The 16,927-nt window shown below is 58.3% G+C and carries 16 protein-coding genes; 6 read left to right on the top strand and 10 right to left on the bottom strand.

Features of this window, described 5'->3' with window-relative positions; genetic code table 11:
• Positions 1-58: 58 nt before the first annotated feature.
• Complete coding sequence (locus WNY37_RS10295; protein ID WP_342973306.1) at positions 59-460, bottom strand: DUF983 domain-containing protein; 402 nt, start codon at positions 458-460, stop codon at positions 59-61.
• A 62-nt stretch (positions 461-522) separates the two neighbouring features.
• Positions 523-1,650 (bottom strand): hypothetical protein, encoded by a 1,128-nt coding sequence (locus WNY37_RS10290; RefSeq protein ID WP_342973305.1) that lies wholly within the window; start codon positions 1,648-1,650, stop codon positions 523-525.
• Positions 1,651-1,790: 140 nt separating this feature from the next.
• Between WNY37_RS10290 and WNY37_RS10285 the strand changes: the two genes are divergently transcribed.
• Positions 1,791-2,468 (top strand): nitroreductase, encoded by a 678-nt coding sequence (locus tag WNY37_RS10285; protein ID WP_342973304.1) that lies wholly within the window; start codon positions 1,791-1,793, stop codon positions 2,466-2,468.
• Here the strand turns inward: WNY37_RS10285 and WNY37_RS10280 are convergent.
• From WNY37_RS10280 to WNY37_RS10270, 3 genes are all read right to left on the bottom strand, one after another.
• On the bottom strand, positions 2,465-2,854 hold the full coding sequence (locus WNY37_RS10280) for a DUF983 domain-containing protein (protein ID WP_342973303.1): 390 nt from the start codon (positions 2,852-2,854) through the stop codon (positions 2,465-2,467). The two genes, WNY37_RS10285 and WNY37_RS10280, sit on opposite strands and share 4 nt — an antisense overlap.
• 97 nt (positions 2,855-2,951) lie before the next feature.
• Positions 2,952-5,849 carry a pitrilysin family protein gene (locus WNY37_RS10275; RefSeq protein WP_342973302.1) on the bottom strand — a complete coding sequence of 966 codons (2,898 nt, stop codon included), beginning with the start codon at positions 5,847-5,849 and terminating at the stop codon, positions 2,952-2,954.
• Between the two features lie 124 nt (positions 5,850-5,973).
• Positions 5,974-6,624 (bottom strand): squalene/phytoene synthase family protein, encoded by a 651-nt coding sequence (locus WNY37_RS10270; RefSeq protein ID WP_342973301.1) that lies wholly within the window; start codon positions 6,622-6,624, stop codon positions 5,974-5,976.
• Positions 6,625-6,686: 62 nt separating this feature from the next.
• On the opposite strand from WNY37_RS10270, the gene WNY37_RS10265 reads away from it, so the two are divergent.
• Together WNY37_RS10265 and WNY37_RS10260 are read left to right on the top strand one after the other, a co-directional pair.
• The gene (locus tag WNY37_RS10265; RefSeq protein ID WP_342973300.1) at positions 6,687-7,292 is read left to right on the top strand and encodes a superoxide dismutase; all 606 of its coding nucleotides are present in this window, start codon (positions 6,687-6,689) and stop codon (positions 7,290-7,292) included.
• 227 nt (positions 7,293-7,519) lie between these two features.
• Positions 7,520-9,052 carry a DEAD/DEAH box helicase gene (locus tag WNY37_RS10260; RefSeq protein ID WP_342973299.1) on the top strand — a complete coding sequence of 511 codons (1,533 nt, stop codon included), beginning with the start codon at positions 7,520-7,522 and terminating at the stop codon, positions 9,050-9,052.
• A 6-nt stretch (positions 9,053-9,058) separates the two neighbouring features.
• On the opposite strand, the gene WNY37_RS10255 is transcribed toward WNY37_RS10260, so the two are convergent.
• The gene (locus tag WNY37_RS10255; RefSeq protein ID WP_342973298.1) at positions 9,059-10,138 is read right to left on the bottom strand and encodes a histidine kinase dimerization/phosphoacceptor domain -containing protein; all 1,080 of its coding nucleotides are present in this window, start codon (positions 10,136-10,138) and stop codon (positions 9,059-9,061) included.
• Positions 10,139-10,220: 82 nt separating this feature from the next.
• Positions 10,221-11,657 (bottom strand): coniferyl aldehyde dehydrogenase, encoded by a 1,437-nt coding sequence (locus WNY37_RS10250; RefSeq protein ID WP_342973297.1) that lies wholly within the window; start codon positions 11,655-11,657, stop codon positions 10,221-10,223.
• A gap of 138 nt (positions 11,658-11,795) precedes the next feature.
• On the opposite strand from WNY37_RS10250, the gene WNY37_RS10245 reads away from it, so the two are divergent.
• Positions 11,796-12,587 (top strand): enoyl-CoA hydratase/isomerase, encoded by a 792-nt coding sequence (locus WNY37_RS10245; protein WP_342973296.1) that lies wholly within the window; start codon positions 11,796-11,798, stop codon positions 12,585-12,587.
• A gap of 6 nt (positions 12,588-12,593) precedes the next feature.
• On the opposite strand, the gene WNY37_RS10240 is transcribed toward WNY37_RS10245, so the two are convergent.
• From WNY37_RS10240 to WNY37_RS10230, 3 genes are read right to left on the bottom strand one after another with little or no spacing between them, the layout of a single operon-like run.
• On the bottom strand, positions 12,594-12,866 hold the full coding sequence (locus WNY37_RS10240) for a DUF3253 domain-containing protein (protein WP_342973295.1): 273 nt from the start codon (positions 12,864-12,866) through the stop codon (positions 12,594-12,596).
• Positions 12,863-14,098 carry a serine hydrolase domain-containing protein gene (locus WNY37_RS10235; RefSeq protein ID WP_342973294.1) on the bottom strand — a complete coding sequence of 412 codons (1,236 nt, stop codon included), beginning with the start codon at positions 14,096-14,098 and terminating at the stop codon, positions 12,863-12,865. The genes WNY37_RS10240 and WNY37_RS10235 overlap by 4 nt, the downstream gene beginning before the upstream one ends.
• 39 nt (positions 14,099-14,137) lie before the next feature.
• Positions 14,138-15,298, bottom strand: coding sequence for an acyl-CoA dehydrogenase family protein (locus WNY37_RS10230; protein ID WP_342973293.1), 1,161 nt, complete (start codon positions 15,296-15,298; stop codon positions 14,138-14,140).
• 125 nt (positions 15,299-15,423) lie between these two features.
• On the opposite strand from WNY37_RS10230, the gene WNY37_RS10225 reads away from it, so the two are divergent.
• Both WNY37_RS10225 and WNY37_RS10220 read left to right on the top strand, forming a co-directional pair.
• A complete protein-coding gene (locus tag WNY37_RS10225) occupies positions 15,424-15,861 on the top strand; it encodes a PaaI family thioesterase (protein WP_342973292.1) in 438 nt (145 codons plus the stop codon).
• 428 nt (positions 15,862-16,289) lie between these two features.
• Positions 16,290-16,916: a sulfotransferase family protein gene (locus WNY37_RS10220; protein WP_342973291.1), complete on the top strand. Its 627-nt coding sequence runs from the start codon at positions 16,290-16,292 to the stop codon at positions 16,914-16,916.
• Positions 16,917-16,927: the final 11 nt, after the last annotated feature.

Genomic DNA, 16,927 nt, shown 5'->3' with positions numbered 1-16,927 from the left:
TTGACTATAGACCTACTCTATCCCAACCAATCTATTCGAGGCGACCGACAGGGCAGCTTCAGTTTTTCCGTTTATTCGGGGGCGTGCCGTGGCGGCCGGTGCTTTCCCATTTGGCTTCTTCAGCCCGGTGTCGCAGCTGAAGATTGAACAGGACACCCTTGAACAGCGGCAGCAGCGCCAGAACCAGTCCAAACATCGTCGATAGCAACACGATCCAGAGAAGGACCTTGGTCACAAGTCCCACGTCGACGATCGGCAGAATGAAGTAGAACGGCGCGAACAGGATCAGGACCAGGAAGCCGACAAAGAAGGCCGGGCCATCTGCCGTGTCGGCGACGCCAAAGTCCTGCTCACAGGCGGGACACTCGTCATGAAATTTCAGGTAAGACCGAAACAGCTTGCCTTCGCCGCAGCGCGCGCAACGCCCCTTCAGTCCACGTTTTATCGGATCTTCGTACATGCCCGAAACATCGGGATGACTGGTCCTCGAAGGAAGTGAGACAGAGGCGCACAGGTCGGAAATCAGAGATCCGGCGCGATGGGGACACTCGCCCATGCAATCGCATCTTTTAGCCGCGAGAGAGGAAGCTTACCCGGAAACCCATTGTAGCTGGGGTACTGGTGCGCCGGTTCGCCGTCTGGCGTGGTGGCGTGAATTGAAATGGTTGTCTCGTTCGCGTTCGCCATCAACATCTCAGCCGTGGCAGCGTCCAGCACGAATTTGAAACGGCCGGCATGAGGACCTTCAGACACCTGCCCAACCGGCTGCAGGGTGTAGCCATTCCCGGCCTCGTCCCGAATTTGCAGACCGGTGGGCTCGTGCTGCATAACAGCCTCCAGCGAGCCATCAGCCATCACATACAGAACGCCTACAGTATCGTAGGAACCGGTCTCCTTGAGACTGATGCCGACGAGTGGTCCGCTGGTCCGATCCGGTGTGCGATAGGCTGATACCCCAAACTCGGAAAGGCTCTCGAAGCTGAAGAATTTATAAGCCGTCCAGTCGCCGTAGATCTGCACGCTGTTTGGGCCGTCTTCCATCTTCAGGGCCTGGCGGTCCTGCAGCGTTTTCGGCCCGATGAGATCACTGGAGAACACCTGGCCAATGCATTGTTTTGTCATCTGGGACGCAAAGGCTGTGACAGTGTTGGTATAGTCGGTCTCAGTTGGCTTTCCGGCATAGCGCGCATCGGCGATCGCCTTGGCTTCACTCATTGTGGAACGCTGGATTGGTTTGCCATCGCGGGTGAGCGCACAAGACTCAACCGACGCATCCATGGCGCCGGGGGCCGCGATCAAGGCGTCAACATAGAAGCGGGCGGAATCGATGTTTTGCCATTCGGACGCATTGGACTCCCGCGCCAGGCAGCCTGTCCAGTTTTCGGCGGCGAGCTCAGACAGCCGCTCTTCTTCAGCGCTGACGGCAGCCTCACCCGCCCGGTCCTTCAGGGCCGTTCTCATGACGAGTTGAAGGTGCTTGGCTGTTTCGTACTGGATATGGTCGAACACCTGGCACCGCTCATCGACGGCGAGGCCGTACGTGCTGACGGTGAACATGGTAAGGATTGGATCCTGCTGCTGCGCGGTCGCCGGCGCGGCGATCCCCAGAATCCCAGACACGGCCAGACCCGCTGCAAACTGCTTCTTCATACCCCGCCCCACCTTCCGGATTCTGCAATGACCAGAACAGTTTAGAAGCCGATTTGGATGATGTCATCAAGAGCTTTGACTACCGTTGCGGAACCGCACTAGCTTGCGCCAAACAGAAAAATGACCGGGAGACAATCGGGATGGACTATGAAGAGGTCGTACGCGGGCGGCGGAGCATTCGGGGCTATCTCGACAAGCCTGTCCCGAAGGCGCTGATCCGCGAAATCCTGGAAATCGCGATGCGCGCGCCGACCTCGCTCAATTCCCAGCCCTGGAACTTCTTCGTGTGCACTGGCGAGGTGCTGGACAAGATCCGCAAGGGCAATGTCGAGCGCAATGTTGCGGGCGTCCCAGACAGCCGCGAGTTTCGCACCGGGCCTGCCTATGACGGGGTTCATCGCGAACGTCAGGTCGGCATTGCGGTGCAACTCTTCAAGGCGATGGGCATCGAGCGCCATGACAAGGAAAAGCGGATGGACTGGGTGCTGCGCGGCTTCCGCCAGTTCGACGCGCCGGCCTGTATCGTCGTCACCTATGACAAGGCGCTGGCGGGCGGCGACATTCCGCCATTCGATTGTGGCGGCGTCGTCAATTGCATTGTGAACACGGCCTGGTCGAAGGGGCTTGGCTGCGTGATCAATTCGCAAGGCATCATGCAGAGCCCGGTCGTGCGCGAACATGCGCAGATCCCGGACGATCAGGTCATCCAGACCTGTATCGCGATTGGCTGGCCGGATGATCGCTTCCCCGCGAATGCCGTCGTTTCGACGCGCAAATCGGTTGACGAAGCGGCAACATTCCTGGGCTTTGAGGACTAGGCTTCTTCGGTAATATCGACGGAGTTCTGCGCGTCGAGCTTCCAGATCGCAGCGATGAAGGCGCCCTTGGCCCTTGGCAACACGGTGAGGCAAAGCCCGATCGCAAAGATCACCATACCGGCGGTGCTCAGCCATAATGGCAGCGCGTCTGTCATGAAGGTGATCGCCATGAGCGGCGCGAGGAAATGGCCGACGATGAGCAGTGTCAGCCAGGGCGGTCCGTCGTCGGCGCGAATGTCGCCAGTCTTCAGGCCGCAACTCGAACAGGATGGCGTCTGACGGAGATAACCGGAGAAGAGCTGGCCTTCGCCGCAGCGCGGACACCGCTTCCTGATCCCGCGCACGAGCGCAGTGGCGATGCTGGTTTGCTCATTAGAGTTGGCCATGATTGCGGCCTCCAGCCGAGCCCCAGACCTGGCGCACGGGCGCGTCAAACTCAATGCGTGAGACTGCCGCAGCCCGGTTGGCAAGTATCTGACTGCCCTATTTCGTTTCGCCGTCGACCGGATCGCCGTGAATATCGAGAACAGTGACGTTGCCTTCGGCGAAGTCGGTGACCGGCTGCAATTGTGTCTCCCCGTCGCCGACAACGACCCAGGTCATCCCCGGCGCTTCGAGATACTCGGCGATGACCCGCTTATACTCTTCGAGCGGCATGGAGAGGAGCTGTTGCTGCTCGTCTTCGACGAAGCTCAGACTCTTGCCGTACTTGGAGATTTCGCCAAGCATATCGCGTTTTGCGTTCAGGCTCTCATAGGCAAGCGTGTCCTGCTTGACGAGCTTCTGGCGCGTGAGCTCAACGGCAGCGTCGTCAAACTCCGGCCCGTAGGCTTCCAGCATGTCTTCAATGACATCGAGCGACGCCTGGGTCGCGTTTGCGCGCACACTCGTGGACACGATGATCGGCTCAGGAACCAGTCCATTCTGGAGGTAGGAATAGGCGCCGTAGGTGTAGCCCTTCTCGATGCGAAGCACCTGGGCGAGGTCGCCCGAAATACCGCCGCCGAGCTTCTCGTTTGCAAATTCGATCTTGAGGAAGTCAGGGTTGGGCGTGGCCACGGTGAGCTGGCCAATATAGAGCACGCTCTGCTTCGAGCCCGGCACATCGATGAAGAAGACCTCGCCCTGCTTGTCCTGCACCGGCGTCAGAGCCTCCTCGAACGCAATCTTGTCTGCTGGCAGAATGGAAGCAATGTCGCTGAAGGCAGCTTCCGCCCGGTCCTCGGACACGGCGCCGGCAACATGCATCCGAACATTCGTGGCGAGCATCATGCCGAACGATGATTTAAGATCGTCCAGCGTTATCGTCTCGACGCTTTCTTCGGTGCCGATGCTGAAGCGGCCATTTGGATGGTCCTCGCCGTAGATCAGTTTCGCAAAGGCACCGGCCGCGATGTATTGGGGATTGGCCTGGCGGTCACGGATGGTTGTGAGGGCGGCTGACTTCTCTCGCTCAAAGTACTCCGGATCCCAGCGCGGTTCGGTGAGCATCTCCTCAATGAGCGCCACCGTTTCCTCGAAGTTGCGGGCGAGTGATGTGGCGTTGATCGTGATGCTGTCGGTGTTGGCGCTGACGCTGATACCGGAGCCGAGCAGACCGATTGCCTGCTCCAGCTCCGCTGCTGTTTTCGTGGCCGTGCCTTCATTCAGCATCTCGGCGACAAGATTGGCAACGCCGACTTTGCCGTCCGGGTCGAGCCTTGAGCCGGCATCGAATGTGATATCGAAAGAGACAAGCGGCAGCTCATCATTCTCGACGCCAAAGGCCCGGGCGCCGTTTGGAAGGGTCGCCGTCCAGACATCCGGCATCTCAATCAGCGGCAGCTCACCAAAAGGCGGCTCTGAGCGATCATATTTGCTTGGCGTCTTTTCGTATTCGGCTTCTTCGCCCTGGCTGACCTCTTCCGAGGCGACATCGGCTTTCACTTCCTCGATCCAGACCGAGGCGAGCTCTGCGCCCTCCAGCGCGAGAGCGGTTTCGCCCTGTGGCACAAAGCTGGTGATCACGGATGGCTTGCCTTTGATATAGGTTTCGTAGGCGGCCATCACGTCGTCAGCCGTGACAGCGCGTAGTAGCTCGGCCTGCTTGATCGCATAGGCCGGATCGCCCGCGAATTCATTGTCTGACGACATCTGATTTGCCTTGCCGAGCACGGTGGAGAGATTGTTGTAGAGGATGGTTTCCTGCTCGGCCTTGATGCGTTTCAAATCCGTTTCATCAACACCATTGGCTTCGAAGTCGGCCAGCGCCGCATCGAGCGCGGATTTGACGGCATCCAGATCCGTCCCGGCCTTGGCGCGGACGCGGAACACAAACTCGCCTGCCAATTCCATGCTGTTATTGTAAGCTGAGACATCCGGCGCAAGCTGCTGTTCTTCAACGATTTCCTTGTAGAGCGGTGAGTTCTTTGTGCCGGCGATAATGCGGGCCAGCACATTCAGAGCTTGCTCATCCTCATTGTAGGATTCAACGGTCGGGAAGGTCAGGCGCAACTCTGGCAGCTTGGCGAAATTGTCCTCGAAATAGAGGGATTTTGTTTCAGCCAGCGTCACGGGCTGGGGCGCAGCCGGTTCGACATCCGGGCCTCTGCGGATTTCACCAAACCAGCGCTCGACCTTTGCCTTTGTCTCTGCGATGTCGATGTCACCGACAATGGAGAGGGTGGCGTTTCCAGCGCCGTAATACTGGTTGTAGAATTCCTTGAGGTCATCGAGCGTCGCGGCCTGAAGGTCCGGCAGCTGGCCGATGACCGTCCAGTTGTAGGGATGATCTTCAGGGTAAAGCGCGGCGCGGATCACTTCCTGGGTATAGCCATAGGGCGCATTGTCGACGCGCTGGCGCTTCTCATTCTTCACGACCTGCTTTTCGCGTTCTAGCGCCGCCCGCGTGACCGTGTTCAGCATGTAGCCGAGGCGGTCGGAGTCGATCCAGAGGATCTTGTCGAAAGCGTCTTTGGGGACGACTTCATAGTAGATCGTGCCGTCTGACCATGTGCCGCCATTGCGCTGGCCGCCCCAGTCCGGAATCGCCTTGCGGTTCCAGCCGCGCGGGACGTTCTCGGAATCGTTGAAGGCCATATGTTCAAAGAAGTGGGCAAAGCCCGTGCGGCCTTCCTTCTCACGGTTCGAGCCGACATGAACGACAGTGGAAAACGCGACAATCGGGTCCGATCGGTCGACATGGAGGATCACTTCGAGACCGTTTTCCAGCGTGAATTTCTCGTATTCGAGGTCAAAATCAGCGGTTTCTTCAGGAGCCTGGTCAGAGGCAATGTCAGCGGGCTTTAGCGAAGCCCCCTCGTCAGGACTGGATTGCGTCGTGGCGGCGCACCCGCCGAGAATCATGATTACGCCAAGCGCGGTCGCTGCCGTCAGTCTCATCACCTATACCCCAATGTCGATTATGGTCGTGGCGCGTCGCTGCGCCGGATACCGACATCTGTAGCATATTGATTTTCGATGTCACCTCAGAGGCGAGTACGGTGCGCATTTGCTCGCGAAGCGCTCAGACCTGGCCCGACATGACGGCTCTCAGGATGCTCAGACGCTTGGCGATACGGCCGGGTTCAGTCGTTTTTCCGTAGAGCCGGCGCAGGCGGAAATGCGCGATCGCTGGCCTGATCGACTTCGGCACCTTCGGAACCACCGGCCCGTATCCAACGCTCTCGCCGCGTCGCAACGCTGCGACATGCGGGGCGAGCATGTGAATATGCTGACCCCAGCCATGCGCATCAGCGAGCACCCGGGCAGCGGTCGCGGTCAACAAGGTTTCCGGCTGCTGGCTACGGTCAGAGGCTTCAAACGCATCTTCATACTGGTCAATCAGTCGTTTCAATGTGTCGATACGCAGCTGATCTGCCGCGATCTGATCGCTCAGCGCCCCCACGACATCATGAGCGCGCGGTGTCGCGCCCGATTCGATTTCGTCCAATGCATCACGCCACCACTGAAACCGGATGGCACCCAGGCCTGGCTCCGTCACGACAAGCCGGACACGGGCCAATTCGAGGGCGAATGCATAGAGGGCAATGAGGGTGCGACGCTCTCTGGCAGGCGCGTAACGTGACGAAATCCAGCGGTCTTCATCGGCTTTTCGGAGCCGATCATCAATATTTGCCCAAATTTCAGGGCTTGTCAGGGTGGCAGAAGCTGGCATGGAACCCATATGAAGTGCAACACGCTACAAACTATACATACGCAAATGCAAGGAGCGACCAAATGGCTTTTGACCTTCCAGACCTACCCTATTCCCGCGATGCGCTGGCACCACACATCTCAGAAGAGACGCTGAATTTCCACCACGGAAAGCACCATCAGGCCTACGTCACCAACCTCAACAAGTTGATTGACGGCACCGACATGGAAAGCAAGTCGCTTGAAGAGATCATCAAGGCGGCAGCGTCCGATTCCTCCAAAGCTGGCCTGTTCAACAATGCAGCCCAGGTCTGGAACCACACCTTCTACTGGCACTCGATGAAGCCAGGCGGCGGCGGCAAGCCGTCCGGGGCGATCGCGTCCAAGATCGATGAAGATTTCGGTTCGTACGACAAATTCGCCGAAGAGTTCAAAGCAGCCGGCGGCGGCCAGTTCGGTTCAGGCTGGGCCTGGCTCGTCCTGAAAGGCGGCAAGCTCGAGATTCGCAAGACCCCGAATGCCGAGACCCCGGTCACCGATGATGGCGCGACGCCGCTTCTGACGATGGATGTCTGGGAGCACGCCTATTATCTCGATTACCAGAACTCACGCCCGAACTATATGACGGCGTTCCTCGACAATCTGGTGAACTGGGACTTCGCGAACCAGAACCTCGCTGACGCAAGCTAAGCGATTTTTCGCCTATCCAGCAAAGCCCGCCTCCAAGAATGAGGCGGGCTTTTTTGCAACTGTGTTTCGCTGAAACCATTGCAGTCTGTCCATAATCCTTTCGCAACTGCGAAAATTCGGCTATGGCGGCGCCAATATGTACTTCCGGGCATGGAATCGCCCGGGCCGAGCACCATAGGGGTGACTCACCGAGCGACATTTCATTTTATATCCCGAAAGACACACATTTGACCGAAGAAACAACCGAAGCTCCGAAAACCACCTTTGCCGCTCTTGGCCTTGGTCCGAAGATCCTTCAGGCCATCGAAGAAGCCGGCTATGACAGCCCCACACCCATTCAGGCGCAGGCCATTCCACACGTCCTGCTCGGCGGTGACGTGACGGGTATTGCCCAGACCGGCACAGGCAAGACGGCGGCCTTTGTGCTGCCAATGATCCACAGGCTGGAACAGGGTCGGGCCAGGGCCCGCATGCCGCGCACGCTGATCCTCGCGCCGACGCGCGAACTGGCTGCGCAGGTGTCCGAGAATTTCGAAAAATACGGCAAACATCTGAAGCTGGAGATGGCGCTGCTGATTGGCGGCGTTTCCTTCAAGGAACAGGAAATGAAGCTGATGCGGGGCGTCGACGTCCTGATCGCGACGCCTGGCCGTCTGATTGACCAGTTCGAACGCGGCAAAATCCTGCTGACCGGCGTCGAGATTCTCGTCATCGATGAAGCTGACCGCATGATGGACATGGGCTTCATCCCTGACATCGAGAAGATTCTCGGCATGCTGCCCCCGCGTCGCCAGACGCTGCTCTTCTCGGCCACGATGCCGCCGGAAATCGCGAAACTCGCCAAGACGTTCCAGAAGCATCCCAAGCGGATCGAAGTCGCCAACCAGCAAATGACGGCGTCGACGATCACCCAGCATGTGGTGAAAATCTCTCGCAATGACGACAAGGCGAAACGCACCGCATTGCGCCGCGTGATTGAAGCGCGCGAAGTGAAAAACGGCATCGTGTTCTGTAATCGCAAGCGTGAAGTCGATGTTGTCGTGAAGTCACTCAACAAACACGGTTTCGACGCTGCCGCCATTCATGGCGACCTGCCGCAAGCCTATCGCACACAGACGCTGGAGCGTTTTCGCGATGGCGACCTGAAGCTGCTGGTGGCATCCGACGTGGCTGCGCGCGGTCTGGACGTTCCGGATGTGAGCCAGGTGTTCAATTATGCGCCGCCACCAAAAGACGAAGATTATGTTCACCGGATCGGTCGGACCGGCCGTGCTGGACGCGAAGGTGAGAGCTTCACAATCGTCAGCCCTGAAGATGAGAAGTCCTGGGCAGGCGTTCTGCGCCTGATCAAGACGGACGTTGAAGAGTACATGCCGGAAGGTCTGGCTGAAGAGCTTGAAAACCTGCCTGAAGATACCGGTGGCCGGGGACGCGGTCGAAGCCGTGGTGGCCGGAATGAGCGCAGCGGCGGTGGCCGTAGCCGCAGTCGCGGCAACCGGTCAGCCGATCGCGAACGCTCGACACCGGACGCAGCTGAAGCGAACGACAACGACGCAAAGCCGTCCAAACCGCCTGAAAAGAAAAAGCCGGCCAAGCCTAAGACCGAGAAGACTGATCAGCCCAAGTCCGAAGCGAAGCCGAAGCAGGATCGTTCCGGCGGGCGCAAATCATCTGATCGTCGCTCGAAGAAAGATCTCGAACCGGCAAATGATGGCGTCCGCGGCTTCGGCGGCGATGTTCCGGACTTCCTGAAGCGCTAAGCCCGGTTACGGATTTGCGCTGCGGTTGGGGTCGAACATCCCGTTCCGCAGATTGCCGGCCAATTCTTCGCGCATGAAACTGATCGTGTGACGCGTACCGCTTGAGCCGGTTTCGCGATCCACTTTCGCGCCCAGAACGCTGGTCAGAGCTTCGACCAGAAGCGTGCCGACGCCCGTACCGTTTGGGTCACGCTCACCGTCCTTGATGCCCACGCCGTCATCCATGACGGACACCATCACCTCGTCGCTTTCACCATCGATGAGGAGCGTTATCCGACCCACGTCACGCTCTTTGAATGCATATTTGCAAGCATTCGTCAGAAGCTCCGTAACGGCGAGGCAAAGCGACACCGCCTTGCTGATAGGCAGAATGATCTCGCCTCTTGAGTCGCGGATCAATTTGATCCCGCGATCAAGCTGGTAGGTTTCAAATATCTGTTGGCAGATGTCCGGCAGCAATTTCACACAATCGACGCGGTCATGCGTACCGAGCTCATAAAGGCTGCGATGCGTCGCTGAAACGACATCAACACGGTCGCGGGTCTGGCGAAGGGCATCGCGCGCTTCCTTGTCCTCGATGCGCTGCAGCGGCAGGGACACAATGGACGAGACAATCTGGAGGCTGTTGCGCACGCGGTGATTGACCTCGAACAGCAGCATTTCCTTCAGGTACAGGGCTTCTCTCAATTGCTGTTCGGCCTGCAGGCGCAGCGTGTCGTCGCGCATGGTAAGCACCGAACCGATCTGACGACCATCATCATCAAGGACGGGACGCGCCGTGCCGACCGCAAAGACGACGCTGCCGTCCGGTCTCTTTATCTTCCATGCCGAATCGACAACGGTTTCTCCGTTCAGCACGGCCCTGGCGAGCGGCAGTTCATGGGAGGGATATGGCTCATCCTCCATGGTCAGCAATTTGTAGGTTTCGCTGTATTCGTCTGGCGGAACGTCGAGCCGCACGCGGCCGTGAATTTCCTCTGCCGCTCGATTAACGGTGATGATTCTTCCTTTATCATCAGCAACGATGACGCCCTCACCCAGTTGGTCAAGCACACTGGCTTTGAACTTTTCGACCGAACTTAACATTCCGCCCGCCCCGTTTGATCCCCGCAGTCTGATCTGAAATCAGCGTCCCGCATTCAGACTGGGGGTGTTTTATTCATTCGCGTTATCTCTTCAATCTACTTTCTACCTGCTTGCGATATTTGGCCCCGTAAGGTGGCCGAATAACCGAGAGCAGGTCCGAACCAATTTGCGTGTATACAGACTTCCTGTGGCTGAATTCGCGGAAGCCGTCGACTCCGTGGTAGCTACCCATGCCGGATGGTCCCACGCCGCCGAATGGCAGATCTTCCTGGGCGACGTGGAAAATGACGTCGTTTACCGTCACACCGCCTGACGTCGTATTGTTCAGGACATAGTCGCGCTCACTGGAATCCTGACCGAAATAGTAAAGGCCGAGCGGGCGCGGGTGCGCGTTGACATAGTTCACGGCGTCTTTCGTTTCGCCATATGACTTGATCGGCAGGATCGGTCCAAAAATTTCATCCTGCATGATTTTCATGTCATCGGTCGGGTCGACGATAATGTGCGGCGCCATCTTGTGATGCGGCTGCTGGCTGAAATTCTCGTCTTTTGGATTGAGCTCGATGATTTCGGCCCCTTTGGCGCGGGCATCGTCGAGATATCCATTCAGCCGCTCGAAATGGCGCTGATTGACGACGGAGGTATAGTCGTCATTGTCCTTCAGGCCCGTCGGAAACATCGTCTCGACAGCGCTTGTCGCAGCAGAGATGAAGTCACGTGTCTTGTCTTTCGGAACAAAGGCATAGTCAGGCGCCAGGCAGATCTGACCGGCATTGAGCGTCTTGCCCGCCATGATGCGCTTGGCGGCCTTGTCGAGGTCTGCGGACTCGCCAAGAATCACGGGCGATTTACCGCCGAGCTCTAGCGTGAGCGGGACGAGATTGTCCGCCGCCGCCCGCATCACATGGTGGGCGATGGACGTCGCCCCCGTGAACACCAGGTGATCGAATGGCAGGGATGAAAACTCGGCGCCGACATCGGGGCCGCCTGTTACGACAGCTACTTCTTCTTCCGAGTAATATTCGCCAAGCAGCTTCTTCATCAGCTCTGACGTGGTTTCGGTAAATTCCGATGGCTTGATCATCGCCCGGTTTCCGGCGGCGAAGATGCCAGCAAGCGGCGTGAAGGTAAGATTGACCGGGAAGTTCCACGGGCTGATCACCCCGATTGTGCCTTTCGGCTGGAAATGCAGCCTCGCTTTGCCACCGAGCAAATTCAGCGGGAATTCGACAGAACGCTTTTCCGGCTTCATCCAGCTCTTGAGGTGTTTCTTCGCAAATTTCAGCGCGCCGATCGAACTGGCGATGTCTGTGAAGTCCGACTGGTCGGTCGAACGGTGGCCGAAATCTTCGCTCATGGCCTTGCCGAGGGCTTCGCCATGCGTGACGAGCAGGTCAATCGACCGGTCGATCCAATCGATGCGCTTTTCGGCTGAAGGAATTCCATCTCGAAGGTGCGCCGCCTTCTGAGCTGTTAGAATTGAACTCATTCCGCCTGCAGGTCCGCCCTCAAGTGCCATCGTTTCTCTCCCGGTGTTTGTTGTCTGCATACTACCATACAAAAGACCGCGCCGTTTGAAAAAGTCTTCCGCCACGTCACGGTTTTCAGGCGCTCCGGATGCCTTACATTGCGGCCAGCAAAGAGAGGACACGCGCCGATGAGTTTCGAGAAGATCACCTATTCCGTTGACGACGAAATTGCCGTCATCGCCATGAATGACCCGAAGACGATGAATGCAGCTGGCGTCGATACGGTCGAAGAGATGAGCCATGCTCTTGAAATGGCGGGCGATGAAGCGCGCTGCACGATCATTACCGGCAATGGACGAGGCTTCTGCTCTGGCGCTAATTTGTCGGCCAATCCAGGCGGCGCACCCGGGCCAAAACGCAAGCCGGATACGGGCCGGGAGCTCGACCGGGTCTACAACCCGTTCATCAAGGCGATGCGCACACACCCTCACCCGATCATCACGGCCGTCAACGGCGCAGCCGCTGGCGTGGGCTGTTCAATCGCGCTGATGGGTGACTTTATCGTCGCTGCGGAGAGCAGCTACTTCCTGCAGGCGTTCCGCCGGATCGGCCTGGTGCCAGATGGCGGCTCAACCTATCTGCTGACGCGCACGATTGGCCGTGCCCGCGCAATGGAAATGACGCTGTTTGGCGAAAAGATACCGGCGAAACAGGCCTTTGAATGGGGCCTGGTGAACCGCGTCGTTTCCGATGACAAGCTGATGGATGAAGCCAAGAATTATGCGCTGCAGCTCGCGAATGGCCCGACCACGGCGCTCGCCATGATCCGCGACCTTGTCTGGCAAGCTGAGGACAATGACCTCGATAGTCAGCTCCAGGCTGAACGGTTTGCCCAGCGCACGGCTGGTCGCTCGCCGGACTTCGCCGAAGGGGTCAAAGCCTTCCTCGAAAAGCGCCCTGCCGATTTCAGAAAGGGCTGATCAAGCTCACCCTTCCTTCGGAAGCCCGAGCCGGTAGATCCCCTTGAAGTCATCGGGGTCTGCCGGCTTTCCTTTTCGGTAGATCGTGATTTCGCCGGCATGAGCGAGCTTGATTGCGCGTACTCGAACTTCACCCATGAGCTGCTGCCAATTTTCCGCGCGGAAGGTGCGCGCCGCTTCAGACGGGCAGATCGTCTTGCCTTGCCCGCGTTCAGCGGTGAGGCGCAGGATGATGTCATCCAGCGTCTCTTTCTTCTTCTTGCGCTCCGGCTCGCTCACCAGTCGATGGCAGCGTAGACGAGCTGCTGGAATTGCGGACGGATCGGGTAGCAGCCGGAGGGGATCATCTGGGTCGCCTGAAGGGCAATCAGCTCTTCCTCGAAGTCGATCCAGAAGAATGTATTGGCGAGGCCGCCCCAGCTGAATGTACCGAGAGAGCCGGGCTGCATGGTTTCAGCAACATTGACGATCGTGCTGCCGCCGAGGCCGAATCCGTTGCCTTCCATACGGGCTTCGGAAAACGTCTTGTCGCCCATCTGCTTGATCGTCTTGCCTTCCGGCAGGTGATTCATGCGCATGAACTCAACCGTTTTTGGGCTGAGGAGGCGCGCGCCTTCCAACGTGCCGCCATGCAGTAACATCTGGCAGAAGCGGTGGTAATCACGGAGGGTGGAAACCAGGCCGCCGCCAGCATTCAACAGTGGCGGCTTGGCGCGATAGAGCTTCGATTCCGCGCCAGCGCCATCACTCAAGCTGATCGCGCCGGTTTCAGGATGCTTGTTGTAGCACGCCATCAGGCGCTTCAGCTTGTCTTCAGGCACGTAAAAACCGGTATCGACCATGCCGAGAGGGTCGAATATGCGCTCCTGGAAAAACGTATCGAGCGCCTCACCTGAAGCCACTTCAACCACGCGACCGAGGACATCGGTGGAGTGACCGTAATTCCAGCGCGTGCCGGGAGAGAAGAGCAGCGGCAGTTTGGCGAGACGTGCGCACATTTCTTCGAGCGTCTCATCCGGCCGGGCAATTTTTTCCTGGCGGTACAGGGCATCGACCTCGTGCTGGAGGAGGAATCCATAGGTGAGACCAGACGTGTGCGTGAAAAGATCACGGACTTCCATGGGACGCATCGGCTTGCGGGTCTCATAGTCGTCGAGCGTGCCTTTTACCCAGACTTCGGTATCGGCAAACTCAGGAATGTATTTGCTGACCGGATGGTCGAGGCGAATCTTGCCCTCTTCAAACAGCATCATCGCCGCGACCGACGTGATCGGCTTCGTCATCGAATAGATACGGAAAATCGTGTCGGAATTGATCGGATCGCCGCCATCGATATGGGTGCGACCGCGATAGGCTTCGTGTACGATCTGGCCATTGCGCGAGACCATCGTCGCGACGCAGGGCAGCTTGCCCGTGTCGAGATAGGCGCTCGCGAAAAAATGCGGAATCGCGTCCAGACGCTCTTCATTGAGACCAACATCCGATGGCCCGATTTCATCCTGGATCGACATATCAGCCCCTCTTTCCCTTTGCCCTGCCTGCTGCGGTTATTACAGCAGGTCCGCCGCCGCAGCCTTTTTCAGTTCACGCGCAATGATGATCTGCTGAATCTGGCTTGTCCCTTCGTACAGGCGGAAGATGCGGGCGTCACGATAGAACCGTTCGATGCCATAGTCAGAGATGTATCCGGCACCGCCAAATACCTGCACGGCCCGGTCTGCGACGCGACCGTTTGCTTCCGTCGCGAAGAGCTTTGTCGACGAGGCCAGCATTGTGACGTTCTCGCCTGCATCGCGCTTTTTCGCTGCGTCCAGGATCATGCATCTGGCTGCATAGGTTTCGGCCTGGCTGTCGGCGAGAAGCGCCTGGATCAGCTGGTGGTCGATGATCGGCTTGCCGCCCTGCACACGCTCGCTGGCATAGTTGACCATCTCCTTGATGAGCCGCTCGGACATGCCGGTCGCGACTGCTGAAATGTGGAGACGCCCCTTGTCGAGCACGCTCATCGCGACCTTGAAGCCTTCGCCTTCATTTCCGATGAGATTGTCGACCGGCACACGGGCATCTTCAAAGATCACATCACAGACATGGGCGCCCTGCTGGCCCATTTTCTTTTCAGGCTGGCCGACGCTGACGCCCGGCGTGTCGCGTTCAACGACAAAGGCAGAGACGCCTTTGGGGCCTTTCACATCCGGCGAGGTGCGCGCCATGACGGTGAAGAGGTCAGCCTTGTTGGCGTTGGTGATGTAGCGCTTGGTGCCGTTGAGCACATAGTGATCGCCGTCGCGAATGGCCTTCGTCGTCAGGCTGCCGGCGTCTGACCCTGCACCCGGTTCGGTGAGCGCAAAGCTCGAAATGAGATCACCCGAGGCAATGCCCGGGAGCCACTTTTCCTTCTGCTCAGGCGTGCCGAACAGGACGAGCGCCTGCGACCCGATGCCGATATTTGTCCCCGCCACAGAGCGGAACGCAGGAGAGGTGCGACCGAGCTCAAGCGCGACGAGGCATTCGGTTTCCATATCGAGGCCGAGACCACCGAAATCTTCCGGAACGGCAAGTCCGAAGAGACCGAGCTGTTTCATCTCGTCGACAATGTCCTGCGGAACTTCGTCCGTATCGCCGACCTGACCTTCCAGCGGGATACATTTCTCCGTGACGAACCGGCGAACCTGCTCGATCAGCGCCTGACGGATTTCTGCATCGAATGCCATGATAGTCTCCTACACCTATTTTCTTTCATCATACGCTTTGATGGCTATTGAGTCGAAGGGCAAGGCTGGACGCTGAGGCATCATCGTCGCAGGCTGGTGCGGAATCGAAGATCGGGGAGAAAACTGTGACGCAGACTGTCGAGGTAAAGGCGGGCGAATTTACCGGTTGGAGGACATGGCCGACCGAACCTTTTGAATATGAGACGGTTGGCCCCTTTTATTTTCGCATTGATGAGCAAGGGCCGGTCGCGGCCTTCCGGGCCCAGCGCAAACATATGAATGCGGGCGGCGTGGTCCATGGTGGCTGCCTGATGGCATTCGCCGATTACTCCCTGTTCGCGATCGCGCATGAGCAGATCCAGGACGAGTACGGGCTTACCGTCGCCTTCAACTCCGAATTCCTCTCCGGGCCAGCTGAAGGTGCTTATATAGAAGCGCGCGGTGAAGTGCTTCGCGCCGGCCGGTCCATCATCTTCGTACGCGGGCTCATCACGGGCGACGGCAAGCCGTGCCTGAACTTTTCAGGCACGATCATGCGGCGTTCGGTGAGGAAGGACCAATAACTGTTCAGCGGGCCGAATGGACACAGTCCCTCAGAACTCGAACTCCCACATGTACCGGCATTCGTCCTTGAAGGCATACCCGGCCCATGAGCCGTGTGCATCGCTGGCCTGTTGCGACAGACAATAGCCGCTGTCGTTTGACCGGCCAAAACTTTGGAGTTCGATCCTCCACGCGCATCCGTCTCACCTGCCGAAAACTACGAAAGGCGCCGGCTGCGGCCTAATGCAGAAACCTGAAGACCGGCATGAAGAAGCATGAAGATGCGCGAAATGTGCGCTGGCGGGGCGGCAACGGTGACGGACACTCTACGTGAACATCCATGGGGCGGTCGTCGCAAGCCGACGCGCTCGCGCCCTGCTTCCCGGATTGAGACCCTCATGCTACTTTCAGCACATGCCGGAATTTTAATTCGGCAGCGGGAGGGGAAATGTCACTGAAAGTCATAAGCGCCGGTTTTGGCCGGACGGGAACCATGTCGCTCAAGCTCGCGCTGGAGCAATTGGGATTCGGGCCGTGCTATCACATGATCGAAGTGATCGAAAATCCCGATCCGCAAGTTGAGCTCTGGAATGATGCGCTGGCCGGTGCCCCGGATTTCGACGCGATCTATCAAGGCTACGTTTCAGCCGTGGACTGGCCCACTGCCGCTTTTTGGAAAGAGACCGCTGATGCCTGTCCGGAGGCGAAGATCATCCTCTCCACGCGCTCACCAGAGAGCTGGTATGCCAGCATTTCCGAGACGATTCTTGCCACGGTGTGGGCACCGGACACATGGCCGCCTCAGGCGGTTGAGTGGTTCAAGATGGTGACCAAGGTGCTTGAGCGCAGCTTTGGAGATGCGCGAGACAAGGACGCACTGATCAGGGCATTCGAGGCTCATGAAGCCAAGGTGAAGGCGGCGATCCCTGACGATCGTCTTCTGGTTCATAGCGCAAAGGATGGCTGGCAGCCGCTGTGCGACTTCCTTGGCGTCGCGGTCCCGGACGGCGACTATCCCCGCACCAACAGCAAGGAAGAATTCTTCCTGCACATGACCAAGGCCGACGACATGTAAGGTGGCAGGTT

The organism is Henriciella sp. AS95, from assembly GCF_038900055.1.
Lineage (GTDB): Bacteria > Pseudomonadota > Alphaproteobacteria > Caulobacterales > Hyphomonadaceae > Henriciella.
This window is presented reverse-complemented; position numbering and strand designations above follow the sequence as displayed.

Excerpts from the sequence above, each read along its gene's own strand:
- WNY37_RS10220 (WP_342973291.1), top strand. The coding sequence starts at position 16,290 with ATGTCACTGAAAGTCATAAGCGCCGGTTTTGGCCGGACGGGAACCATG.
- WNY37_RS10290 (WP_342973305.1), bottom strand. The coding sequence starts at position 1,650 with ATGAAGAAGCAGTTTGCAGCGGGTCTGGCCGTGTCTGGGATTCTGGGG.
- WNY37_RS10275 (WP_342973302.1), bottom strand. The coding sequence starts at position 5,849 with ATGAGACTGACGGCAGCGACCGCGCTTGGCGTAATCATGATTCTCGGC.
- WNY37_RS10295 (WP_342973306.1), bottom strand. The coding sequence starts at position 460 with ATGTACGAAGATCCGATAAAACGTGGACTGAAGGGGCGTTGCGCGCGC.
- WNY37_RS10255 (WP_342973298.1), bottom strand. The coding sequence starts at position 10,138 with ATGTTAAGTTCGGTCGAAAAGTTCAAAGCCAGTGTGCTTGACCAACTG.
- WNY37_RS10285 (WP_342973304.1), top strand. The coding sequence starts at position 1,791 with ATGGACTATGAAGAGGTCGTACGCGGGCGGCGGAGCATTCGGGGCTAT.
- WNY37_RS10265 (WP_342973300.1), top strand. The coding sequence starts at position 6,687 with ATGGCTTTTGACCTTCCAGACCTACCCTATTCCCGCGATGCGCTGGCA.
- WNY37_RS10280 (WP_342973303.1), bottom strand. The coding sequence starts at position 2,854 with ATGGCCAACTCTAATGAGCAAACCAGCATCGCCACTGCGCTCGTGCGC.
- WNY37_RS10250 (WP_342973297.1), bottom strand. The coding sequence starts at position 11,657 with ATGGCACTTGAGGGCGGACCTGCAGGCGGAATGAGTTCAATTCTAACA.
- WNY37_RS10235 (WP_342973294.1), bottom strand. The coding sequence starts at position 14,098 with ATGTCGATCCAGGATGAAATCGGGCCATCGGATGTTGGTCTCAATGAA.
- WNY37_RS10245 (WP_342973296.1), top strand. The coding sequence starts at position 11,796 with ATGAGTTTCGAGAAGATCACCTATTCCGTTGACGACGAAATTGCCGTC.
- WNY37_RS10270 (WP_342973301.1), bottom strand. The coding sequence starts at position 6,624 with ATGCCAGCTTCTGCCACCCTGACAAGCCCTGAAATTTGGGCAAATATT.
- WNY37_RS10230 (WP_342973293.1), bottom strand. The coding sequence starts at position 15,298 with ATGGCATTCGATGCAGAAATCCGTCAGGCGCTGATCGAGCAGGTTCGC.